The organism is Caulobacter sp. Root1455, assembly GCF_001426905.1.
Lineage (GTDB): Bacteria > Pseudomonadota > Alphaproteobacteria > Caulobacterales > Caulobacteraceae > Caulobacter.
The window spans coordinates 63165-86559 of sequence record NZ_LMFQ01000024.1; the positions used below are offsets into that span (position 1 = coordinate 63165).

The following is a 23395-nucleotide window of genomic DNA, read 5'->3' on the forward strand; positions in this document are numbered from 1 at the left end:
AGAGCTACAAAGTTCACAAGCGGGACGAAGACGAGCAGCGCCCACCAAGGGCTATGGCCAACCCTCGCCAGGATCATCGCGCCAGGCACGGCAAGCAGCAACGAAGGAACGATGGACAGGATCGCAGCGATTGTAAGCAGGTTGTCGGGAAGTGCTTGCATAAGCGGTCTCGCTGGAAGTCAGCTCTAAGCTGCACCGCAGAACCGGATTCAGGCAAGCTTGCTCGGCGCTGAAGAGTCCGACTAGGGTCGGGAGGGGAAATTAGCCCACCGCCACAAAGCCGACCTTGAGCTGCGCGAGGCGGCGTGCCGCGAGCGTCCGGTTTCCGGAACGAGGTGATCTTCCGTTCCCGACCCATTGCGGACGATCGCAGCGCCCGGATCAGGCCTAGACGGCCGAATGTCCGCTTGCTGGAGCGCGACGGCTCACCCGACCCCGTGGTGGCCAGTTTCCACGCCGCAAACGGCGGGTTGCGGCGATTTGGCCGGGAAACCGGGAGATTCGGGTGGCGTCCGCGCGCGGTGGAGTGGACGTTTGAAGCCCTTACGCTACCATTTGGCGAACTTTTACAGCTTTGCGGCACGGAGCCCTCAATGCCCTTCGCCATTATGCTCATGCCGGCAGACGTGGAGGCACCGCCGCCGCCGTATCAAGCGGTAGTCATGGAGGCGGTTCGGGCAAACGGCGGGCGTGTGAGCGGGGCCGGCGTCGTGCAGTTGCCCGATGGCGGCGAATTTGTCCTCGAGTCGAATAACTTCTGGCCCAAGCGGTTGAGCCCTGGTGTCTGCCGTATCGTGTTCAAGTCCGCTCTCGGCACGAACACCTACGTCAACACAGGAGGCTCCGACCTCGTGCCGTTGAAGGTCAAGGGGTCCGCGCTCGATACGCCCCCGGAAATGAGTCCTGCGGTTATCATCGCGAACCCTGCGGATCTCTGCGCGACACTACGGGTCCGCCTGACGCGATGGAATCGTGAGATGCGACAGCTGCGGGCCGAGGGAATTATCGGCCCCGACGACCAGCCGCTGGAGCCGCCACCGGCCCCAGGCTCGGAGCCCCGCCTTGTGAACGACGTCTCCGGCGTCGCGGCCCAGTGCGAATCTCACTCACGCCAGATGGCGGCCAGTCTCGGTTGGAAATTCGTGCGCGGCGTGGTGACGCAAAATCCTACCTGGGGTGTCGTTTGGCGCGCCGACATCGCCCCCGACGAGGACCCTTCGACGTGGATGCGTGAATCCTGTTGGCGTGCGCCTCGCGCCGACAGGTCCGCCGGCATCCGCTTCTCCAGTCGGCCGTTGCAGATGTTTGATGAATCCGAATCCACTGAGCCGCTGGCCGCGAAATAGAGCGCTACGCTCGGCGCGCCTGTTTACCCACAGCAAGTCGATCCCGCGAAGGCTGTTGGCGTGGCAGGAGCCACAACCGGCCTCAGAAGTGTCCGCTTCACGCCCTAACGCCAGTGTCGCATTTCCACCCCTTGCTGACGCTCGGAAGGTCTGGTTGTTGGCGCCCAGGCCGAAGGTCCGCTTTCAGCACCGACGCCAGTTTCGGCGTCCGACCCAAGTCGGACCCAAGCCTCCACAAGCTTGACGTTGAACATGGCGCGAGTTCCGCTTAGGTCCGACAATGATCGAGATAAGGCGAGCGTGATGGGAAGTGGCGTCTTCCGTGCTGGTTGGTGCGTTCTGGTGCTTTCCGTCGGTTTGAGCAGCTGCAGTTCGACAACGGAGGGCTGGATCCAGGTCACCCAACACCGCGCCGAAATTTGCCGACGTATTGGCGCGAACATCACCGATACCAACCAACGAATAGCAGAGTATCGCCGGGAAGGCCTTATCGGCCCCCGACTGTCAGTGCTTGACCAACCGGAACTCCTGCCGAAAGGCCGAGTCTATAGAAAGATGGTTTCGTCACTTTCGGATCGAGACCTAGTTCGCGAGATCAATGCCAAATTTAGCCCATCATATACGTATGAGTACGCTGAGCGCCTTCATCGTCGCGGAAACGATGAGGATGCGTTGCGATTTTCCTATATGGGGAATTTACCGCTAAGTCCCGTTGCATTTAAGACTGACGGGAGATCTCTGTCCTACAAAAATGAATACCTAAAAGAGTATGGAGGATACCCGCCATCGCAGTGCTTGGCCTACGTATTGTGTTCGAGCGAGGGCGTTGAAGCGCCGGTATTTTTAGCAGATTGCAAAGATCTGCGAGACAGCTAACGGGGGTGAGTGCCCGTCCCAAGCGGCTTGCAACGTCCGACAACCACCCTTGGCAGAACTTCGAAACGTCCGCTGTCAGTGCCTCGCGGATCGGGCGTAGGTGCCGGACGGCAACCTGCCCCTCAAGGGCGGCTACGCCGTCGCCTCCGGCGATGCGCTTTGCGCACCCTTGACCGTCAGCTTGCCGCCCGGCCTGGGCTCGGCATGCGGTTTAAGCCGAAACAGGCGCGAGGCGCCTGCGGCTTAACCGCGACCTAGGCTTTGAGGCGCAAGCCTGGGCCACCGGCCTCATCAGGACCAAAGAACGCTACGCCCGCGTCTTCCAAGGCCCTTCGCACTGCATTGACGTTGACGGCTGAACTACGGCTCGGGCCAACCGCGCTTTCCATCCGCCAGATCGTCTGGAGTGAGACTCCCGAGGCCTGCGCCAACTGCTCCCCGCTCCAATCGAGCAACGAACGGGCAGCCCGGATCTGGCCGGCAGACAAAGGGAATGGAGAATTTTCTGCCATATGGTAGTTTTTCTTTGACACCGCTGAGGCCGCGTGGTAGAAATTCTCTAACATAAAGACAAGGTTATCGCTATGGGCTCGCGTCGAAAGACGGGCGGCGAAGACGTGCGCCTGCCTGACCTCACCAGACGATCTGTCATCAGCGCGGCCACCGCCGCGCCCGTTCTAGCGAACGCGGGCGGCGAGGCCGCTGCGGCGGAAGACCTCATTGTCCGCTGCGCCAGCTTCGTCGCCATCGACATCAGGGTAGGCCGCTTGGTGCGCCGCTGGGGTGATCTGGAGAGCGAAGCTTTCGCGCTGCCCGGCTGGTTCGACCTGTCGAAAGAGGAGCAGCTGGCCCATCCCAAGGGCCGGGAGATGGCCGACATCGACCGGATGCTCTCCAGCCTGTTTGACCAGCGATGGAAGCTTCTAGCCGATCTGCCAACCGTTGCCGCCAACGACCCGACCGGCGTCGCCGCCAAGATCGCGGTGGCTGCCAGGGCGGTCGATCCCGAAGACCACGAAGAGGCCCATCACCTTATCGCTGGCGCGGCCCGTGATCTGGCCAACATGCGCTGTCCCGACTGTCATCGCCCCCTGGTGCTTGAGGGCTGGATTGACTGGTCGATCCGTACCGGGCGGGAGTGAAAACCGGTGAGCCGCGCTCTAACCGTCGTTGAGGCCTTGCGGGTCTGGATCGAGGCTTGGCGTTTCGCTCGTCAGGAATCGCCCGCCATGACCGACGACACGCNCGCGAGGTCCTCAACAACCGTACCGGGCGGGAGTGAAAACCGGTGAGCCGCGCTCTAACCGTCGTTGAGGCCTTGCGGGTCTGGATCGAGGCTTGGCGTTTCGCTCGTCAGGAATCGCCCGCCATGACCGACGACACGCGCCCCGCGCTTCAACGCTTCCGCCCCGCCAACGAAGACCGCGCTCTCTACGCTGTAGGTACGGTTTCACCGCAGCAAGACGCGGTTCTGGCCCTGGCCCGCTTGATCGGCCGCCAGATCGCACGCGAGGAGTTCCAGCGCAGCTTTGCGCCCGCCAACGACCAACGCCCNCAGCAAGACGCGGTTCTGGCCCTGGCCCGCTTGATCGGCCGCCAGATCGCACGCGAGGAGTTCCAGCGCAGCTTTGCGCCCGCCAACGACCAACGCCCCCGATCGGAGACCGACGAGGGCTAGCTAGGAGATCGTCATGACCCGCGTGGCCATCTACGCCCGCTATTCCGACGACAAGCAAAGCCCTCATTCGATCGAGGATCAGATCCGCATTTGCCGATTGCACGCCGACAAGGTCGATTGGCGCGTGGTTGAGACCTATTCCGACGCGGGCATCTCCGGGGCGACCGTGATCCTTCGCCCTGGCGTCCAGGCCCTCTTGCGCGACGCCCTGTCGGGCAAGTTCGATTTGGTTTTGGCCGAGGCCCTAGACCGGCTCAGCCGCGACCAGGAAGACATCGCCGGGCTCTTCAAGCGCCTACGGTTCGCGGGCGTGCCCATCGTCACACTATCCGAGGGCGAGGTGTCGGAGCTGCATGTCGGCCTCAAGGGCACGATGAACGCCCTGTTCCTCAAAGACTTGGGCGCCAAGACCCATCGCGGCATTCGGGGGCGCGTGGAGGCCGGCAAGGTCGGTTGCGGCAACGCCTACGGTTACAAGGTTGTTCGCGAGATAGACGCGGCCGGGAAGGTCACGACCGGCGAGCGGGAGATCATCCCGCATGAGGCCGAGGTCGTGCGCCGCATCTTCCGCGACTACGTCGCGGGCAAGAGCCCGCGCCAGATCGCCATCGACCTCAACCGCGATGGCGTCGCCGCGCCGCAGGGCGGCCACTGGACCGACGTTTCCATCCGGGGCAACCGCGCCTTGAGTTCGGGCGTCCTGAACAATGAGTTCTATGTCGGCCAGATGGTCTGGAACCGGCGCCGCCGGATGAAGAACCCCGACACCGGCCGCACGGCGCACCGCATGAACCCAGAGGCCGAATGGGTGCGCGTCGCCGCCCCGCAGCTCCGGATCATTGATGATGCCCTGTGGAATGCCTCGCGGGCGCGTCAGGCCACCCTCATTCAGGTGTTCGAGGACGCCAAGGCGGGCGGGCTCGACAACCTCCAGGCCGCCAGCGCCAATCGCCGCCCCAAGACCCTGCTGTCGGGCCTGCTTGTGTGCGGGGTCTGCGGCGGCACGGTCGCCAAGCGGGGGAACAACCGCTTTGGCTGTGTCAGCCACATCATGGGCCGGGGCTGCACCAACGGCCGCACCATCAATCGCGACACCCTGGAGGTCCGCGTTCTGGCCGGGCTGCGGGACAAGCTCATGGCCCCGGACGTCATGGCCGAAGCGATGCGCGCTTACATCACCGAGACCAACCGGCTGAACCATCATCGCCGGGCCAACCGTGAGGCCGACCTGCTCCGCCTAGAGAAGGCACGCAAGGCCATCGCGGGAATCGTCACGGCCATCGAGGATGGCCACTACAGTCGGCCCCTCATGGAGCGCCTGAAGACGCTGGAGGCTGACGTTGACGCCATCGAGCAGACCCTGAACCAGGCGCCGCTCGACGTGCCCGACGTTCACCCCAACGTCGCCGAGCTTTATCGCCGCAAAGTCGAGCGGCTGACCGAGGCGCTGAACGACCCAGACGACCGCACCGAGGCGGCGACCGCGCTACGCGGTCTGATCGACAAGATCGTGCTGACGCCCGGCGTCAAGCGCGGGGAGATCAGCGCTCAGCTCTTCGGGGACCTGGAGACCGTTCTGGCCTGGGCGCATGATCGGGAGGGCAAGAAGCACGAGGCCGTCAGCGGGTTTCCGTGGGAGGTTGAGGGCGCTTTGTCGGTTTCGGTAGGTGCACGGACTTGTTCCGAGGACCCCTGCTTCAACCGCGAAGAAGGATGATCCGTGGGGCGGTGAGGTCGCGGCTTTGCTGGCCGCCGACAGCTCAGCTGAACGAGGGGTCCTCGGAACAAGTCCGAGGATGACGGGGGAAGGAAGGAGCGCGCGGAGGTCTTAGGGCCGGCCCTAGCGAACCCGTCTCACCGCGAAGGACGCCGCATAGGCCCGCGCGTTCGCCGGATCGAACGGCGCGCCGTCGAACAGGGCCGAGGCCAGGGGCGCTGCGTCGGCGAACACCTGGGCCAACTCCAGCACCGGCCCCAGCGACAGCGCCGCCTCGCGGAACAGGTCCGGACGATAGACGCGGTCGGCGACCGCCTCCAGATCGACCTCCGGCCCCACCTGCCCCCAGCGCACCATCTGCGACAGGAACCACAGCGCGTGCTCGCGGCGCGGCAGGCCGGCGGCGTCGCGGTGGAAGACGATCTCGGACTTCAGGGCCCGGGCCACGACCTCGGCCTCGACGCCCACATGCTCCGGCCGCGACAGCAGGGCGACCAGCTCGGCGTGGTTGCCCGGTTCGTCGGCCCAGGCCGCGGCGCGGATCAGGGCGCGCAGGGCCGCCCGCAGCTCGTCGCCATGACGGTCGGCCCAGGCGGCGGTGACGCCGAACACCTTGCACGGACCGCCGGGCCAGAACTGGGAGGCCTTGATCAGCATCTCGCCCAGGCCCTCGTCGACGGCGACGGCGTTCCAGGGCGCGCCGACGCAGAAGCCGTCGATCTCGCCCGAGCGCAGGTGCTCGACCATGCGCGGCGGCGGGGTGACCACCAGCCGCACGTCGCGGTCGGGATCGATCCCCGCCTGGCCCAGCCAGTAGCGCAGGAAATAGTTGTGCATCGAATGAGGGAAGACGACGGCGAAGGTCAGAGGCGGCGCGCCCTGCCCTCGCCGGCGCTCGATGACGCCAGCCAGGGCCTGGGCCGTGATCAGCGGCGCGTCCATGGCCGCGGGATCGGCCTCGCGCATCATCGCCGCCAGCTTGGATGAGACGGTGATCGCGCTGCCGTTCTGGTTCAGCGCCAACGGCGCCAGCATGGAGTCAGCCGCCAGGGCCATCGGCGCCAGCATATGGGCGCCGTCCAGCGCGCCCACCGTGACCTTGTCGCGAATCGTCGCCCACGACGCCTCGCGGCTCAGGGCGACCTCCAGCCCCTCCTCGGCGAAGAAGCCGCGCGCCTTGGCCACCACCAGCGGCGCGCAGTCGGTCAGCGGGATGAACCCCAGGGTCAGATCGGCCAGTCCGCTCACGAGGCGTCGCCTTTCAACACCCCGGCGAAGGCCAGCAGGTCGGCGGCGACCTGGCCGATCGGCTTGCCGCGATCCATGGCCAGCTTGCGCAGCAGGCGATAGGCCCCGTCCTCGTCCAACCCCCGCTCCTTCATCAGCAGCCCCTTGGCCCGTTCGACGGTCTTGCGCGATTCCAGATCGGCCTTGGCCTTGGCCAGGTCGCCCCGCAGCTGCTGGGTCAGGGCGAAGCGGCTCATGGCCACGTCAAGGATTGACCGCACCCGCGCCGGCGCCAGGCCGTCGACGACATAGGCCGCGACCCCCGCCCGCACCGCCTGCTCGGCCAGGCCCGGTTCGGAGCGGTCCACGAACATCACCACGGCGCGCGGATTGTGCTGCCCGGCCTCGCGCAGGCTTTCCAGCGTGTCGCGGTCGGGGCTGTCGGCGGCGATCACAACCACGTCCGGCGCGAAGTCCGCGGCCTCGCGCTCGTCGAACGTCGCCGCGCGCCGCACCTCCAGCGGCTGCACGCCGGCGAGCCCCTCGGCCACGAGGGCGGCGCGCGCGGGATCCGGATCGATGACGAGGACGCGCATGCCCTCCGCCGTAAGTCCGTCTGGCTGCGGGGGGGAGCGGTGAAGGTCCATCGCGGGCGGAGTTACTCGATCAGCCTGGTATTTGCACACGCTAGCCCGAAATAGCGGCGCCGAAAGGCCGCCCAAAAGCCTTCTGGTGTCAGCGCGCTTCCCGCAGTCGGATCCAGGCCGCCGGCTTCTTGCCCGTGCGGGCCGCCACGTCGTCGCGCACGGCCCGGTAGCGCGGGTCCAGCAACGTGGCGAGGCCATAGGTCCCCACCGCGTTCGACACGTCCCAGGGATGGGGCGCGTACTCCTTCTGGCCCGCGGCGGCGCGGTCGCGGTCGAACTGGATCTTGGAGTTGGCGAACTCAATGTGGGTCTTCTCGCCCTTGGCGTAGGGAACCAGCCAGTCGAGCGCGGCGGCCAGGCTGACGCCGTTGGCGGCCCGCCAGTCGAGCCAGTTCTCGCCGTGGGCCTGGGCGGCCAGGGCCGCCATCATCAGCGGATCCAGGTCGTAGGTCACATAGTGCAGCGCGTCGCGCTCGTGGAAGTCGAACACCGAGCCGTCCGGCCGGATGTTCGTGGCCACCTGGGCCCGATAGGCGGCTCTCGCCCGCGCGATCAGTCCGGCGTCTCCGGTCTGGAAGGCCGCCATGGTCGCCAGCTTGACGCGATGGCTCTGCCAGTTGGTGTCGAAGTTGCGCGGCTTGGCGTCCATCGCGTCCAGATAGCCGGCGGCCATGCCGCGCCACAGCTTGTCGACCTTGGCGCGGGTCGCCGCCGGCAAGTCGGTCTCGGTCAGGTCATAGGCCATCAGCAGGGTGTCGAAGCCGGTCTCGTCGATCGGGTTGAACGACGGCTCGTAGATGTCGGCCCAGGCCTCCAGATAGCGGCCGGCCTGGTCGAGATAGGCGCGGTCGCCGGTCAGCCGCCAGGCCAGGGCCAGGTTCAGCACGATCGGCTGATCCTCCTTGGCCTTCAGGCTGATCTCGCGGATGCCCTTGCCGGGCAGGGTGCCTTCGGTGTGCAGCTTGGGGATCGCGCCCGGCGGGCGCCCCAGGGCGGCCTTGGCCTTGGTGACGACCTCCTGGGCCGCCGGCGCCAGAGCCGCGCCCCCCTTTCCCAGGCCTTGGGCGTAGTCCGGGCCCAGCAGGGCGTAGTCGGCGGCCCAAGAGGTCGTCGCCCAGGCGGGCGAGGCCAGAAGGGCCACGGCGCAGGCCGCGCCGGTCAGCAGGGTCTTCATGTCACGCGTCTCTTCGGTACTGGAAAGAAAAAGGGGCCGGGCGATGAGCCCGGCCCCAGTCGGAAGGATCAGAACTTGGCGCGCATCGTCACCTGATAGGTGCGCCCGTCGTAGTCGATCCGGCGCGGCAGCATCGGATCGTTCTCGTACTCGGAGCGCGTCGCGTCGGTCAGGTTGAAGGCGTCGACCGAGATGCTGAGATCCTTGGTGACGTTGTACGAGGCCGAGGCGTCCAGCTGGCTGCGCGCCTTGACGGTGCGAGCGTCGCCGACGAACGAGTTGCCGGCGGCCAGGTCGTATTTGTCACGCCAGTTGTAGACCAGGCGCACGCCGAACTTGTCGGATTCGTAGTAGCCGATGAGGTTGAGATTGTTCTCCGACACGCTGGGCAGGGTGATCGGCTTGCCGGCCTGATCCTTGCCGTCGATGGTGGTGTAGGAATAGTTGAACGCCCCGCCGAAGTCCTTCCAGAAGCCCGGCAGGAAGTCGAAGTTCTGCTGGATGTTGAACTCGACGCCCGTGACCTTCATGTCGTTCTGGTTGGTCTTGCCGCTGATGTTGACCTGAGCGTTCTTCAGCGTGCCGCCGGCGCCGGCGAACTGGTTGGAGCTCATGCACTTGGGCGTGCCGCCCGAGTTGTCGATGGTCAGCGTGCCCAGATTGACGTCGAGGCCGGGGATCTGGCCGCTCGCCGGGCACAGGACCGCCGGATCGGTGATCGGGCCGATATAGCCGCTGATGTTCTTGCGATAGACGGCCAGCGAGATCAGGCCGCCGGGGCGGTTGTACCATTCCAGCGACATGTCGAACGAGTCCGACGTGTAGGGCTTCAGGTCGGTCGCGCCGATCGTCACCGTATAGACCGGGTCGACCGGCGGGGTCAGGTTGGTCGGCTCCTGGACGAAGCTGGTCGGCACGGTGTCGCGCGGCTGCGGGCGGACATAGGTCGAATAGGCCGCGAAGCGCAGGATCAGGTCTTCCCGCAGATCCGCCGCCAGCACGATCGACGGCAGCCAGTAGTCGTAGTGGCGGCTGTAGTCCCTCGTGTTCAGCGAGTGGTTGACCGGTCCCGGAGCCACCGACAGGGCCGCCGAGCAGTTCTGGCAGTTCAGCGCGGTGATGTCGTTCTGGGTGTACTCATACCGCACGCCCGCCGAGCCGCGAACCGGCACGCTGCCCACGTCGGCCTTGAACTTCGCCATCAGATAGGCGGAGTAGATGTGGTTCTCGTTGGTGAAGTTGTTGTTCCAGTAGTTGCCGTCCCAGTAGTTGTTCACCAGGCCGTAGGGCGTCAGGAACACGCCGGTGGCGGGATCGAAGGCGAACTGGGCCGGCAGGCCGGTCGGGTTGCCGGCCGTGCGAGGATTGGTGTTGACCGGGGTGATCGCCGCCAGGATGCGATCGACGTCCAGGCCCATCCAGTTGGACGTGGGACCGCCCGCCTGACCACCGAAGAAGTCCTGGGCGTAGGACAGCTGGGACGCCATGTCCGGCGTGATGTTCAGGGTCTGGGCGCCCAGCGAGGTGTTGCGCGAACCGCTCGAGGCGTAGGTCAGGTGCTCGGCCCGGCCGCCGAACTGCAGGCTGGTCAGGAAGGTGCTGTCGGCGAAGCTCCGCTCGGCGTCGATCTGGAACGAGTCCAGGTCGTTGTTGGCCTTGCCGTTGGTGCCGGTGACGCCGAACTTGTTGCCGGCGACGCCCGCCGCCGCGCCCGGCATCTGGGCGCCGGCCTGGGTGGCCTGGTTGGCGGCGGACGGAATGCCGAAGCCGCCGGCCAGCAGGTGGGTGGCCAGGGGCGTGTTCAGCACCGCCGTGTAGTCGGCCAGGTCCGTGCCGTGTAGGTCGATCGAGGTGGTGATGCCGTTCAGGCCGCCCGCGCCGAGGTTGCGGTACGGGTTCTCGATGATGTCCAATTCGATCTGGTTGGCCAGGGCCTTGGCGCGCGAGACGGTCAGGTTGGTGGTGACGCGCCAGTCGTCATTCCTGAACTCCAGGGTCGGATTGATGGCCCAGGTCGAGTTCTCGGCCGGCTCGGAACGAATCGAGTCGTAGGTGTTGATGTTCTCGGCCGAGAACTTGTTGATGTAGGCGCGCGGACCGTTCGGGGTCTGGACGATGTAGGGCGTGCCGATGTCGGTGATGTGGGCCACCGCCGAGGTTGCCGTCAGGCCGGTGTTGGTGCCTTGGCCGGCGCCCGCGTCGATATAGAGCAGGTTGTTGGTGCCCTCATCCAGTTTGCGGTCGGTCAGGAACGCGTTGGCGCCCAGCTTCCAGTTCTCATTGATCCGCCATTCGAAACCGGTCGCGGCGGACCAGGTGGTGCCGCGGTTGAACTTGACCAGCTGGCGCGTCTGGCTGGGGAAATAGACCCCGCCTGGATTGGCGGCGATCAGGGCGTCGTAGACCGGATTCTGGCCCGCGGCCTTCTGGTTGCCGACCTGGATCGCGCCGAGCTTGTTGCCCCAGGAATTGACCGTGATCGAGTCGCGACGGAACTTCTCGTCCTTCCAGGCCACGACGCCGAACACCGCGAAATCGTCGCTCAGGTGGGCGTTGTAGCCCATCGAGGCCAGCGGGCTGCCGAGGTCGCCCAGGTCGTTATACTCGTACGAGATCTTGGCGAAGCCGCCGTCCCTGCGCTGCAGGGCGGGCGCGATGCGCAGGTCGATGTTGCCCGACAGGCCGCCGGCCAGGTCCGACGCCATCGGCGACTTGATCACGTTGATCGACGTGAAGATGTCGGAGTTGAACGCGCCCAGCGGGGTCGAGCCGTTGAGGATCGGGTCGGCGAAGGCGCCGCCGTTCAGGGTGGTGCGCGCAAAGGTGCCGGGCAAGCCACGCAGGCTGATGGTGGCGTTGCGGCTGTCGGCCTCGCGGTTGATCTGGATGCCGGGAACGCGCTGGATCGCCTCGCCGACATTGAGGTCGGGGAAGCGGCCCAGGCCGTCCGACGAGATGCCGTCCGAGATCTGCAGGGTGTCGCGCTTGGTGGCGATGGCGTTGGCGTAGGCGGCGCGGAAACCGGTTACCACCACGGTGTCGACGACGCTTTCGTCAGCCTTGGCTTGTTCCGGCGCGGGCGCGGCCTGCTGGGCCTGCGCGGCCGAACCGATCGCGACCGCCGCGCACGAGGCCAGCAGCGCGGTGCGCAGGACGAGAGTGTTGCGAACGAGATTCATAGGTCCTCCCCCGGCGCGTCTGATTGGGCGCCCTTACGAGCCGACTTATCCGACCAATCGAGAAATGTGTCAATGATTGGTAATGCCACTTTTTGAAGTGGCGGATCTTTCTGGTCAGGCCAAAACCCAGGGAGGCAAGACCAGACGGGTCACGGGCTTGTTGTAATTGAGATTCTCGGCCTGGCTGGCGAACAGGCCGAGACGAAAGCCGATGTCCACGGAAGGCATCCTAGCCGGACCGTCGATCCGAATCGCGCGACAGATCGCCACGATTCAGGCGCGAGATCGGCGGGTTTCGCCAAAGGCGCGCGGGCTTGGTAAGGCCGCCCGCGGCCCCTAGGCCGCCGGCGTCCAGCCGCCGCCGAGGGCCTGGATCAGGGCCACGGCCGTGGCCTGGCGCGCCACGGCGGCGCCCAGCAGGGCCCGTCGCGCCGACAGGGCCGAGGCCTGGGCCGAGACCACGTCCGTGTAGGCCACCTGCCCGGCCTTGTACTGGTTGAGGATCATCTGCTCGGTCTGGTCGGCGGCGTCCGAGCTGGTCTTCAGCAGGGCGTGCCGGCGCTCCAGCACCTGGGCGGCGGTCAATTGGTTTTCCACATCCTCGAAGGCGGCCAAGGCGGTCTGACGATAGTCGGCGACGGAGGCGTCATACGAAGCCCTCGCCTGCTCCACCCGCGCCTTGCGCGCCCCGGCGTCGAACAGGGTCTGGGCGGCGCTCAAGCCCAACGACCAGGTGTTGGCCGAGGCCGAGAACAGATTGCCCAGGCTGGAGGCGCTGGTGTTGCCCGCGGCGGTCAGGCCAATGGTCGGGAAGAAGGCCGCCCGCGCCACGCCGATGTCGGCGTTGGCGGCGGCGACCCGGCGCTCGGCGGCGGCGATGTCGGGGCGGCGCTCCAGCAGGGCCGATGGCACGCCGGCCGGGATCTCGGGCACGCGGGCGCTCCAGGCCGGATCGGCGGCCAGGCGGAAGCCGCTGGCCGGCTCGCCCACCAGGGTGGCGATGGCGTTCTCGTAGGCGGCGCGGGTCTGGCGCAGGCTTTCGAACTCGGCCTGGGCGCCCGCCAATTGGGTGGTGGCCTGCAGCACATCGGACCTGGGCGCGATGGCGGCGGCGTAGCGGTTCTGGGTGATCCGCAGGCTGCGCTGGTAGCCCTCGACCGTCTTGCCGACCAGGGCCAGTTCGACGTCGGTCTGGCGCAGGCCCAGATAGTTCACGGCCAGCTCGCCCTGCATCGACAGCCGGGCCCCGGCCAGGTCGGCCGCGCTGGCCTGCTCGCCGGCCTTGGCGCCGGTGACGCCGTTTCGGATGCGGCCCCAAAGGTCCGGCTCCCAGCTGGCGCCGATGCTGGCCTGATAGCGCGCGGCGTTGCCCGAACCGCTGGACGCGTTGAGCGAGGCCGAACCGCCCAGCTTGGTCGCCGAGCCCGACAGATCGACAATCGGGAACAGGGCCGCGCGCTGCTCGCGCGTCAGGGCCCGGGCCTGGCGGTAGTTGGCTTCGGCGGCGGCGATGGTCTGGTTGGAGACGTTGACCCGGGCGACCAGGGCGTCCAGTTGCGGATCGCCCAGCAGGGTCCACCAGTCGCCGCGGTCGATCAGGTCGCCGGGCGCGGCGATCTTCCAGCCGTCCAGGGCCTTGTAGCTGGCCGGAAGGGCCGCGGCCGAGACCTGGGGCTTCTCGTAGGCAGGACCGACCGTGCAGGCCGACAGCAGGATCAGCGAAGCGCCGGCGAGAATGAAGGACTTGAAGGGCATCAGACGGGCTCCGGCGCGGAGGGCATGTGGGCCAGGTAGCGCTCGTCGCGCGCCTTGCCCCGCAGACGGTCGAGATAGACGTAGACGACCGGGGTGGTGATCAGGGTCAGCAACTGGCTGGCGATCAGGCCGCCGATGATGGTGATCCCCAGCGGGCGGCGAAGCTCGGCCCCCTCGCCGAACCCGATGGCCAGGGGCAAGGCGCCCAGGGCGGCGGCCATGGTGGTCATCAGGATCGGGCGGAAGCGCAGCAGGCTGGCCTCGCGCACCGCCTCGATCGCGCTCAGCCCGCGCGAGCGCTGGGCCTCCAGGGCGAAGTCGATGATCAGAATGGCGTTCTTCTTGACGATGCCCAGCAGCAGGAACACCCCGATCAGGGCGATCACCGAGAACTCCATCCTGAAGATCAGCAGGGCCAGCATCGCTCCCACCCCGGCGGCGGGCAGGGTCGACAGCACGGTCAGCGGGTGGACGTAGCTTTCGTAGAGGATGCCCAGCACGATGTAGATCGCCACGATGGCGGCGGCGACCAGGAACGGTTGCTGCTTGTTCTGCTCGTTGGCGCTGCGGGCGCTGCCCTGGAAGCTGCCGCGGACATTGGTCGGCAGGGCGATGTCGGCCTCGGCCTGCTTGATGGCGGCCTGGGCGTCGCTGAGCGAAACCCCGTCGGCCAGATTGAAGGACACGGTGGTGGCCAGCTCGCCGTTCTGGTGGTTGATCGAGGTCGGGGTGGCGGCCTGGGCGACGCTGGAGATCGCCGAGAGCGGCGTCATCGGCGTCACCGCCGTGTTTAGGGCCGAGCCGGTGGAAGGGTCGCGCAGGCTCGGATTGACCGCCGCGCCGCTCGTTGACGTCGCCCCCGTCGCGCCGCTGGCGCGGGTCGGCACATAGAGGTCGTTCAGCGCCTCGGGGCCCTTCGAGAACCGGCGATCCCATTCCAGGATCACGGCGTACTGGTTGATGTCCTCGTAGATGGTCGCGACCTGGCGCTGGCCGAAGGCGTTGTAGAGCGCGTTGTCGACGGCGCGCGGGGTGACGCCCATCCGCGAGGCGCTGTCGCGGTCGATCGTCACGAAGGTCTCGACGCCGTTCTCGGACTGGTCGCTGTCGACGTCGGTCATCACGTCGGACCGGGCCTTCATCGCCTCGGCCAGCTTGGGGGCCCAGGCCTTCAGCGCGTCGCTGGAGTCGCTGGTCAGGGTGTACTGGTAGGTCGAATTGCTCTGCCGCCCGCCCATCCGCACGTCCTGGACGGGATTGAGGAACACGCTGATGCCGGTGACCTTCTGCAGCTGCGGCCGCAGGCGGTTGATCACGACCGAGCCCTTTTCCTTGCGCTCGCCGATCGGCTTGAGATTGACGAACAGGAATCCGCCGCCGGCCCGGGCGCCGCCGGTGAATCCGACCACGGTGTCGACCCCCGGATCCTTGCGGATAATGTCGACCACCTGCTTCAGCTTGGCCTGCATGACGTGGAACGACACGCTCTGGTCGGCGCGCAGCCCGGCCTGGATCTGGCCGCTGTCCTGCTGCGGGAAGAACCCCTTGGGCATGGCGACATAGAGCCAAGCGGTCAGGCCGATCACCACCACCAGGATCAACAGCACCAGCGGCTTGGCGGCCAGGGCCCAGTCCAGGCTGTATTCGTAGGTCCGGTGCACGCGGTCGAAGCCGGCCTCGAAGAAGCGGGCGATCCGCCCCTCCTTCTTGCCCGGCTTCGGCGGACGCAGCAGGTAGGCGCACATCATCGGGGTGGTGGTCAGCGAGATGACCAGCGAGATCAGCACCGCCGCCGACAGGGTGACGGCGAACTCGCGGAACAGCCGCCCCACCTGGCCGCCCATGAACAGCAGCGGGATGAACACCGCGACCAGCGAGATGCTGATCGACAGCACCGTGAACCCCACCTCGCGCGCGCCCAGCAGGGCGGCCTTGAAGCGGTCCATGCCCTTTTCGATATGGCGCTGGGTGTTCTCCAGCACGACGATGGCGTCGTCGACCACGAAGCCGGTCGCCACGGTGATGGCCATCAGGCTCAGATTGTTCAGCGAGAAGCCCAGCAGATACATCACCCCGAACGTGCCCAGCAGCGAGACGATGGTCGCCGCCGCCGGGATGAAGGTGGCCCGGGCGCTGCGCAGGAAGGCGCTGACCACCAGCACCACCAGCACCACCGAGATCAGCAGGGTGATCTCGATCTCCTTCAGCGAGGCGCGGATCGAGTTGGTGCTGTCGCTGGCCACCGCCACGTTGATGTCGCCCGGCAGCTGGGCGCGCAGCTCCGGCAGGGTGGCGCGAACGCTGTCGACGGTCTGGATGATGTTGGCCCCCGGCTGGCGGGTGACCAGGATGATGATCGCCGGCTTGCCGTTGAACAGGCCCAGGGTCCGGGTGTCGGCGACGCTGTCGGTGACGTCGGCCACGTCCATCAGCCGCACCGGCGCGTCGCCGCGCCAGGCCACGACCAGGCCGGCATAGTCGGCCGCCTTGCGCCCGCCGGGGCTGGTGTAGACCTGGAACCGCCGCCCGCCCCCCTCGACCTGGCCCTTGGGCCGGTTGGCGTTGGCCGACTGCACCGCGGCGCGCACGTCCTCCAGGGCGATGCCGTACCTGTTGAGCAGGAACGGATTGACCGAGACCCGCACGGCCGGCAGCGAGCCGCCGCCGATCTCGACGTCGCCCACGCCCGTCACCTGCGACAGGCGCTGAGCCACGATGTTGGACACCGCGTCGTAGATCTGGCCCGGGGTCTTGGTGTCGCTGGTCAGGGCCAGGATGATCACCGGGGCGTCGGACGGGTTCTGCTTGCGGTAGCTGGGGTTGCTGCGCAGCGTGGCCGGCAGGTCCGACCGCGCGGCGTTGATGGCGGCCTGCACCTCGCGCGCCGCGCCGTCGATGTTGCGGTTCAGGTCGAATTGCAGGGTCACCCGGGCCGAGCCGGTGTTGCTCTGCGAGGTCATTTCGGTGACGCCGGGGATCACGCCCAGCCGCCGCTCCAGCGGGGTGGCGACGCTGGAGGCCATGGTCTCGGGGCTGGCGCCCGACAGGTTGGCCGAGACCGAGATGGTCGGATAGTCCACCTGCGGCAGCGGCGAGACCGGCAGTACGAGGAAGGCGGCGACCCCGGCCAGGGCCAGGCCCAGGGTCAGCAGGACCGTGGCGACCGGCCGCTTTATGAAGGGCGCCGATAGGTTCACGACGGCGCTCCCGGGATCGGGTCTGGATCGGCGCGATCCGGCGCGACGTGGTCGTCGTGTTCGCGATGGACGCCCTTGTCGGCCGGGGCGAACCGGTCGAAGGCCAGGTAGATCACCGGGGTGGTGAACATGGTCAGCAGCTGGCTGACCAGCAGGCCGCCGAAGATGGCGATGCCCAGCGGCCGGCGCAGCTCGCCGCCCTCGCCGAAGCTCAGCATCAGCGGCACGGCCGCGAACAGCGCCGCCAGGGTGGTCATCAGGATCGGGCGGAAGCGTAGGACGGCGGCCTGGAAGATGGCGTCGCGCGGGCTCTTGCCCTCGTTGCGCTGCGCGTCGATCGCGAAGTCGATCATCATGATCGCGTTCTTCTTGACGATGCCGATCAGCAGGATGATGCCGATGACGCCGATCACGCCCAGGTCGTTGCCGGTGATCCACAGGGCCAGCAGCGCGCCGACACCCGCCGACGGCAGGGTCGACAGGATGGTCAGCGGGTGGATGTAGCTCTCGTAGAGCACGCCCAGCACGATGTAGACGCAGACCACCGCCGCCAGGATCAGCCACAGCTGGTTGCTGAGCGAGTTCTCGTAGGCCCCCGCCGCGCCCAGGAAGGTGTGGGTGACGGCCACCGGCATGCCGATGTCCTTCATGGCCGCGCGGATGTCGTCCACCGCCTTGCCCAGCGAGACGCCGGGCGCGGTGTCGAAGCCGATCGTGGTGGCCGGGAACTGCGAGACGTGGGTCACCTGCAGCGGAGCGGTCTGTTCCTTGATCGTCGAGATCGCCGACAGCGGCGTGGGCGAGCCGCCGCCGGTCTTCAGGTTCAGCAGGCCCAGGGATTCCGGCGCGGTCAGCAGGCCCGGCTTGGCCTCCAGGATCACCCGGTACTGGTTGGTCTCGGTGAAGATCGTCGAGACGATCCGCTGGCCGAAGGCGCTGTAGAGGGCGTCGTCGATGTCGGAAGCCGTGATCGAAAGCCGCGCGGCGGTGTCGCGGTCGATGTCGACATAGGCCGCCGCCCCAGTGGCGCCGGCGTCGCTATAGACGTTGCGCACCGACTTCACGCTGGCCAGGCGCTCGGCCAGCTTGCCGGCCCATTCCTTGACCGTGGCGGTGTCGGCCCCCTCCAGCGACAGGCGATAGAGCGTCGGGCCGGTCTCGGCGTCGATGGTCAGGTCCTGGGTGGGCTGGAGGTACAGGTGCACGCCCGGCACGGCGGCGACGCGGTCGCGCAGCCGCTGCATGATCTTCTCCTGCGAGCCCTTCCGGTCGGCCCTCAGGTTGACCAGCATCTGCCCCGTGTGGAGCATCGCGTTGTTGGCGCCGTCGACGCCGATGAACGAGCTGAGGCTCTCCACCGCCGGGTCGTCCAGGATCGCCCGGGCGGCCTCCTGCTGCAGCCCGGCCATGCGGTCGTACGACACCGACTGCTCGACCTCGGTGCGGGCCTGCAGCTGGCCGGTGTCCTGGGTCGGGAACAGGCCCTTGGGAATGATCAGATAGAGCAAGGCGGTCAGGGCGAAGGTGGCCACCGCGACGATCAGGGTCGCCTTCTGATGCTCCAGCACCCAGGCCAGGCCCTTCTCGTAGCGGCGCTCGACCCGCTCGAACGCCGCCTGGGACTTGCGGGCGACGCGGCCCTGGTGCTCCTCGCCGGCCGGCTTCAGCCAGCGGGCCGACAGCATCGGCGTCAGGGTCAGCGACACCACCGCCGAGATCAGGATGGTGATCGCCAGGGTGATGGCGAACTCGCGGAACAGCCGCCCCACCACGTCGCCCATGAACAGCAGCGGGATCAGCACGGCGATCAGCGACACCGTCAGCGAAATGATCGTGAAGCCGATCTCGCGCGCGCCCCGCAGGGCCGCGGCCATCGGTTTGACGCCCCTCTCCAGGTGCCGGCTGATGTTCTCGATCATGACGATGGCGTCGTCGACCACGAAGCCGGTCGCGATGGTCAGGGCCATCAGGCTCAGATTGTTGAGGCTGAAGCCCATCAGGTGCATCACCCCGCACGCGCCGATCAGCGAGATCGGCACGGCCAGGCCGGCGATCAGGGTGGCGCGCAGGCTGTGCAGGAAGAAGAAGATCACCACCACGACCATCACCACCGCCAGCAGCAGCTCCATCTCCACGTGGTGGACCGAGGAGCGGATGCCGGTGGTGCGGTCGGCCAGCACCTTGACCTCCAGCGTGGCGGGCAGGCCCGCCTCCAGCTCCGGCAGCCTGGCCTTGATGGCGTCGACGGTCTTGATGACGTTCGCGCCCGGCTGACGCTGGACGTTGACGATGATCGCCGGGGTCTCGTTGGCCCACGCTCCAAGACGCGTGTTCTCGGCGCTCTGGACGACCCGGGCGATGTCACGCAGGCGGATCGGGGCCTCGTTCTTGTAGGCGACGATCAGGTTCGAATAGTCGTCGACGGTCAGCAGCTGGTCGTTGGCGTTGATCGTGTAGGCGCGGGTCGGGCCGTCGAAGCTGCCCTTGGCGCTGTTGGCGTTTGCGTTGCTGATCGCGGTCTGAACATTGGCCAGGGTGATGCCGTAGCTGGCCAGGGCCTGGGTGTCGGCCTGGATGCGGATGGCCGGACGCTGGCCGCCGCTGAGGGTGACCAGGCCCACGCCCGACACCTGGCTGATCTTCTGGGCCAGGCGGGTGTTGACCAGGTTCTGCACCTCGGTCAGCGGCAGGGTGTCGGAGGTCACCGCCAGGGTCAGGACCGGAGCGTCGGCCGGATTGACCTTGGCGTAGACCGGCGGGGCCGGAAGATCGGCCGGCAGCAGGCTGTTGGCGCCGTTGATGGCGGCCTGCACCTCCTGCTCGGAGACGTCCAGGCTTTCACCCAGGTTGAACTGCAGGGTGATGATCGACGCCCCGGCCGTACTGACCGAGCTCATCCGCGCCAGACCCGCCATCTCGCCCAGCTGGCGCTCCAGCGGCGCGGTCACCGTCTGGCTCATCACCTCGGGGCTGGCGCCGGGATAGAGGGTCTGGATCTGGATCGTGGGATAGTCGACCTGCGGCAGGGCCGACAGCGGCAGCAGCCGGAAACCGACCAGGCCGGCCAGGACGATGGCCGCCATGAACAGCGCCGTGGCGACCGGCCGCTGGATGAAGGGCTTGGAGGGATTCATGGCGCGGGCCTATTCGGCTTGTTGCCGGCGGCGACGCTCGCCGCCCTGCCCCTGCCCGCCTCGCCCCTCGCCCGCCTTGCCGGCGCGCTGCCCCTTGCCCTTGCCTTGCCCCATGCGGCCCGCGGCCTGGCCCGGCAGCTGGACCTTGCCGCCTTCGCGCAGGCGGTCGCCGCCCTCGGTGATGACCTTTTCGCCGACCTTCAGTCCACTGACGATCGACACCTGCGACGTGGTCGAGGGACCGGCCGTGACCTTGCGCTTGTGCACCGTCTGGCCCTGGCTCAGCACCCAGACGAAGGCGCCGTCGCTGCTCTGGCGCAGGGCCGTGGCCGGCACGACCACCGCGTCCTTGATGGTGTCCAGCTCCAGGCGGACATTGACGAACTGGCTGGGGAACAGGGTTCCGCCGGCGTTGGCGAACCGGGCCTTGGCCTTGACGGTGCCCGTGCCGACATCGACCACATTGTCCAGGGTCGAGAAGGTCCCCTTGTCGAGGGTGGTGGTCCGCGTCCGGTCCAGGGCGATGACCGGCAGGGCGGCGCCGCTGTTGGCCCGGGCGCCGATGCGCGGCACGTCGTCCTGGGGCACGGTGAACTCGACATCGATCGGCGAGATCGTGGTGATCACCGCCACCCCGGCCGCGTCGCCCGCCCCGACATAGTTGCCGGCGTCCACCACCCGCAGGCCGACGCGGCCGCTGACCGGGGCGATGATCCGGGCATAGCCGACGTTCAGCCGCGCCGTGCCGACGGCGGCCCGGTCGGCCATCACCGAGCCCTGCAGCTGCTTGACGGTCGCGGCCTGGGTGTCGACCTCCTGGCGGGCGATGGAATCCTGGGCCAGCAGGGTCTGGTAGCGCGACAGGGTGACCTGGGCGCTGGCCAACTGGGCTTCGTCGCGGGTCAGAGCGCCCTGCGCCTGCAGCAGATCCATCTGGAACTGACGCGGATCGATCTGCACCAGCGGCTGGCCGGCGCGGACCATCTGACCCTCCCTGAACATCACCTGGGTGATCACGCCCGAAACCTGCGGCCTGACGGTGACGGTCGCGGCCGGAGTCACCGTACCCAGGGCCTCGATGACCACCGGCAGGTCGGTCTGGGCGGCGGTGGCCACGGCCACGGTGCTGGCTGGACCGCCGCGCCGTCCGCCGCCAAATCCGCCGCCTGGACCGCCGCCCTCGCCTTTCGGCGCGTGCATCAGGCTCCAGGCTAACCACACCACGCCGGCCAGAACCGCCAAGGCGATCGCGCCGCCGATGATCTGCGCCTTGCGGCTGACGGGTCGGGTCGGTCGGTGGGGTTCGGTCATCGAGATCTCAGGCGCGCGGGGCAAGGAGAGGACGAACGCCGCCGTGTCCGCAGCATCAAACGCCACGGTGGCGAAACGGATGCTCGTACAGCGGCGCTAAGTCGCTCGCCGCCTTAGTTGCCCGGCCACGTTGCCTGCGCATTTCAAGGTCGAAATCTGCCGCGCCGCATCTTCGCCGCCAGTCGGGGGACCGCCGTCGCGACTTTCGGCGGTCAGGCCGTGGTCAGCCGCCAGGCGAAGCGCGTGGCGATGCTCACCGCGCCGTCCTTGCCGCCCGCCGGCCCGTCCAGCGTATCGCTTTCGAGGAACTGCAGGCCGGCTTCCTTCTCGGAACGCCAGACCACCCGGGTCCGGTGGACCCGCTTGGCGATGGAATCCACCAGGAAAGCGCCTTCCGCCGGCAGATCCATGTCGCCGAGCGCGATGCGGGCCCCGCCTTCGGCGATGTCGATCAGCGAGCACTTCCAGGCCTTTCGGCCATCGACCAGATAGGCTTTGCGCTTGGTCGGCGTACGGGGGTGGGCCCGCAGGTCCACGCCACCTGATCTGTTTTCGGCATCCGATCGCATGCGGCGACCCTAGACAAGCAGGGTTAACGGATGGCGCCGCTTATTGTCACGGCGGTGAGCTGTCGACGGCCTATAGCGACGACGCCGTCGCCGCGTCCAATCGCCGCCGAATAAAGCCCGCCGCCAGCTCGATCGATTGCCGGGCCTTGGGCGTGTTCATCCGCTCCCAGAAATGGGTCTCGTCGGCCCAATGGCGCAGGGTCAGGTCGCCGCCCACGTCGCGGATCTTGTCGGCCAGGCGCATGGAGTCGTCGTACAGGATGTCGGTCCGGCTGGCGTGGACCAGCAGCGGCGGAAAGCCGTGGAAGCCGCCGAACAGCGGCGAGGCGATCGGCTCGATCGCCGAGCGGCCCTGCAGATAGAAGTGCGCGAACATCGCCAGCGACTCCATCGTGTGCGGCGAGGTCTTGGCGATCGAGGCGGCCATGACCGACCAGCTCTGCAGCGACAGGTCCAGCCAGGGCGACAGCAGCACGATGCCGGCCGGCATCGGCTCGCCCTGGTCGCGCACCACCTGGAAGGCGGCCATCATGATCGCCGCGCCGGCCGACTCGGCCAGGGCCACGACCGGTTCGTCGGGTCGGTGACGCCGCTGCCAGCGCCAGGCCGCGACGACGTCGTCGACAGCCGCGGGACAGGGATGCTCGGGCGCGAGGCGATAGGACGGCGCATAGACGCTGGCCTCCGCCGCCGCGGCGAACCGGCCCACCAGTTGGCCGATTCGCGGACTGCGCTCGGCGACGAACGAACCGCCATGGACGTAGAAGACCGTGCCCCGCGGCGATTTGTCCCGAGGCGCGAACCAGTCGGCGCGGGTGGGCGGCGCGGGCGCGACGAAGTCGGGCGCCTCGCTCCAGGTCGCGTCGACCTCCAGCGACGGCAGCACGCCGTCATAGCGGTCGTGCCAGGCCCGGGCGCGTCGCAGGAAGCCGGCGAACGCCGCTTCGCCCTGGGCGTGACAGGCCAGGCCCTTGCGCAGCTGGCCCATGATCACCCGCTGGGCGATGGCGTAGCTGGCCTTCTGGCGGAAATCGGAAAACGGCCTGCGCGGCGTTTCCGGCGCGGCCTTCAATTCGACCAGCCCTTGACGCGAGCCAGCCGTCGTAATCGATACCATTGTACGCGAACGCTCCCCGGGTCACGCTTTTATGACGAACAAGAAACAGCAAGACGCTCTGTTCGACAACCTCAAGTCGCTGACCCGGGTCTATCCCAGCCTTGAAGCCCGCCTGACCAAGGCGGCCGAGGCCGGCCATCCCTATGTCCTGCGCGCCCTCGAAATCTTCGGTCGCGCCAAGGGCCGCTCGCAGGAGCAGGCGCTGGCGAACTATCGCGAGGAGCATGGCCTGACCGAGGCCGAGGCCAAGCTGGCCTATTTCCTGGTCGAGGGCGGCACCCTGGCCAACTACGCCCTGACCAGCAACCTGTCGCGCAATACGGTGCGGTCGTACCTCAAATCGATCTTCAGCAAGACGGGGGCGACCCGTCAGGCCGAACTGATCCTGATCCTCGGCGAAGACCGGTCGAGGACGCGCTAACGCCCTCGACCGTCCCTCCTCCGGAAGCGCCCCCCCAGAAGCGCCTC

Annotated in this window: 14 protein-coding genes; 4 read left to right on the forward strand and 10 right to left on the reverse strand. The window is 67.6% G+C overall.

The window, feature by feature from the left end; all coding sequences use genetic code 11:
• Nucleotides 1–593 precede the first annotated feature (593 nt).
• The 3 genes from ASD21_RS17805 to ASD21_RS17820 all read left to right on the forward strand — a co-directional run bounded on the left by ASD21_RS17805 (nt 594) and on the right by ASD21_RS17820 (nt 5617).
• Entirely contained in the window at nt 594–1346 is a 753-nt protein-coding gene (locus tag ASD21_RS17805; RefSeq protein ID WP_056444385.1) for a hypothetical protein, read from the forward strand.
• Nucleotides 1347–2806: 1460 nt separating this feature from the next.
• Nucleotides 2807–3364: a hypothetical protein gene (locus ASD21_RS17810; protein WP_056444388.1), complete on the forward strand. Its 558-nt coding sequence runs from the start codon at nt 2807–2809 to the stop codon at nt 3362–3364.
• Nucleotides 3365–3913: 549 nt separating this feature from the next.
• On the forward strand, nt 3914–5617 hold the full coding sequence (locus ASD21_RS17820) for a recombinase family protein (RefSeq protein ID WP_082554837.1): 1704 nt from the start codon (nt 3914–3916) through the stop codon (nt 5615–5617).
• A 123-nt stretch (nt 5618–5740) separates the two neighbouring features.
• Here the strand turns inward: ASD21_RS17820 and ASD21_RS17825 are convergent, their stop codons facing one another.
• The 10 genes from ASD21_RS17825 to ASD21_RS17870 form a co-directional block, all read right to left on the reverse strand.
• A complete protein-coding gene (locus tag ASD21_RS17825; RefSeq protein WP_056444394.1) occupies nt 5741–6865 on the reverse strand; it encodes a CmpA/NrtA family ABC transporter substrate-binding protein in 1125 nt (374 codons plus the stop codon).
• The gene (locus tag ASD21_RS17830) at nt 6862–7440 is read right to left on the reverse strand and encodes an ANTAR domain-containing response regulator (protein ID WP_056444397.1); all 579 of its coding nucleotides are present in this window, start codon (nt 7438–7440) and stop codon (nt 6862–6864) included. The genes ASD21_RS17825 and ASD21_RS17830 overlap by 4 nt, the downstream gene beginning before the upstream one ends.
• Before the next feature lie 139 nt (nt 7441–7579).
• Nucleotides 7580–8665 (reverse strand): alginate lyase family protein, encoded by a 1086-nt coding sequence (locus ASD21_RS17835; RefSeq protein WP_056444401.1) that lies wholly within the window; start codon nt 8663–8665, stop codon nt 7580–7582.
• Between the two features lie 68 nt (nt 8666–8733).
• The gene (locus ASD21_RS17840) at nt 8734–11844 is read right to left on the reverse strand and encodes a TonB-dependent receptor (protein WP_056444404.1); all 3111 of its coding nucleotides are present in this window, start codon (nt 11842–11844) and stop codon (nt 8734–8736) included.
• A 336-nt stretch (nt 11845–12180) separates the two neighbouring features.
• On the reverse strand, nt 12181–13599 hold the full coding sequence (locus ASD21_RS17845) for an efflux transporter outer membrane subunit (protein WP_056444407.1): 1419 nt from the start codon (nt 13597–13599) through the stop codon (nt 12181–12183).
• A complete protein-coding gene (locus ASD21_RS17850; RefSeq protein ID WP_056444410.1) occupies nt 13599–16796 on the reverse strand; it encodes an efflux RND transporter permease subunit in 3198 nt (1065 codons plus the stop codon). Before ASD21_RS17850 ends, ASD21_RS17845 begins: the two co-directional genes overlap by 1 nt.
• The gene (locus tag ASD21_RS17855; RefSeq protein WP_056444413.1) at nt 16793–19930 is read right to left on the reverse strand and encodes a multidrug efflux RND transporter permease subunit; all 3138 of its coding nucleotides are present in this window, start codon (nt 19928–19930) and stop codon (nt 16793–16795) included. Before ASD21_RS17855 ends, ASD21_RS17850 begins: the two co-directional genes overlap by 4 nt.
• 9 nt (nt 19931–19939) lie before the next feature.
• Nucleotides 19940–21241 (reverse strand): efflux RND transporter periplasmic adaptor subunit, encoded by a 1302-nt coding sequence (locus ASD21_RS17860; protein WP_056444416.1) that lies wholly within the window; start codon nt 21239–21241, stop codon nt 19940–19942.
• Between the two features lie 212 nt (nt 21242–21453).
• On the reverse strand, nt 21454–21810 hold the full coding sequence (locus ASD21_RS17865; RefSeq protein WP_056444418.1) for a PilZ domain-containing protein: 357 nt from the start codon (nt 21808–21810) through the stop codon (nt 21454–21456).
• 70 nt (nt 21811–21880) lie between these two features.
• On the reverse strand, nt 21881–22927 hold the full coding sequence (locus ASD21_RS17870) for an alpha/beta hydrolase (RefSeq protein ID WP_082554838.1): 1047 nt from the start codon (nt 22925–22927) through the stop codon (nt 21881–21883).
• 31 nt (nt 22928–22958) lie between these two features.
• Here ASD21_RS17870 and ASD21_RS17875 point away from each other — a divergent pair, with 31 nt between their 5' ends.
• Nucleotides 22959–23348 carry a helix-turn-helix transcriptional regulator gene (locus ASD21_RS17875; protein ID WP_056444423.1) on the forward strand — a complete coding sequence of 130 codons (390 nt, stop codon included), beginning with the start codon at nt 22959–22961 and terminating at the stop codon, nt 23346–23348.
• The last annotated feature ends 47 nt before the right edge of the window (nt 23349–23395 follow it).

Coding starts and splice junctions, on each gene's coding strand:
- ASD21_RS17870 (WP_082554838.1), bottom strand. CDS start 22,927: ATGGTATCGATTACGACGGCTGGCTCGCGTCAAGGGCTGGTCGAATTG.
- ASD21_RS17810 (WP_056444388.1), top strand. CDS start 2,807: ATGGGCTCGCGTCGAAAGACGGGCGGCGAAGACGTGCGCCTGCCTGAC.
- ASD21_RS17865 (WP_056444418.1), bottom strand. CDS start 21,810: ATGCGATCGGATGCCGAAAACAGATCAGGTGGCGTGGACCTGCGGGCC.
- ASD21_RS17860 (WP_056444416.1), bottom strand. CDS start 21,241: ATGACCGAACCCCACCGACCGACCCGACCCGTCAGCCGCAAGGCGCAG.
- ASD21_RS17840 (WP_056444404.1), bottom strand. CDS start 11,844: ATGAATCTCGTTCGCAACACTCTCGTCCTGCGCACCGCGCTGCTGGCC.
- ASD21_RS17820 (WP_082554837.1), top strand. CDS start 3,914: ATGACCCGCGTGGCCATCTACGCCCGCTATTCCGACGACAAGCAAAGC.
- ASD21_RS17830 (WP_056444397.1), bottom strand. CDS start 7,440: ATGCGCGTCCTCGTCATCGATCCGGATCCCGCGCGCGCCGCCCTCGTG.
- ASD21_RS17845 (WP_056444407.1), bottom strand. CDS start 13,599: ATGCCCTTCAAGTCCTTCATTCTCGCCGGCGCTTCGCTGATCCTGCTG.
- ASD21_RS17875 (WP_056444423.1), top strand. CDS start 22,959: ATGACGAACAAGAAACAGCAAGACGCTCTGTTCGACAACCTCAAGTCG.
- ASD21_RS17855 (WP_056444413.1), bottom strand. CDS start 19,930: ATGAATCCCTCCAAGCCCTTCATCCAGCGGCCGGTCGCCACGGCGCTG.
- ASD21_RS17835 (WP_056444401.1), bottom strand. CDS start 8,665: ATGAAGACCCTGCTGACCGGCGCGGCCTGCGCCGTGGCCCTTCTGGCC.
- ASD21_RS17805 (WP_056444385.1), top strand. CDS start 594: ATGCCCTTCGCCATTATGCTCATGCCGGCAGACGTGGAGGCACCGCCG.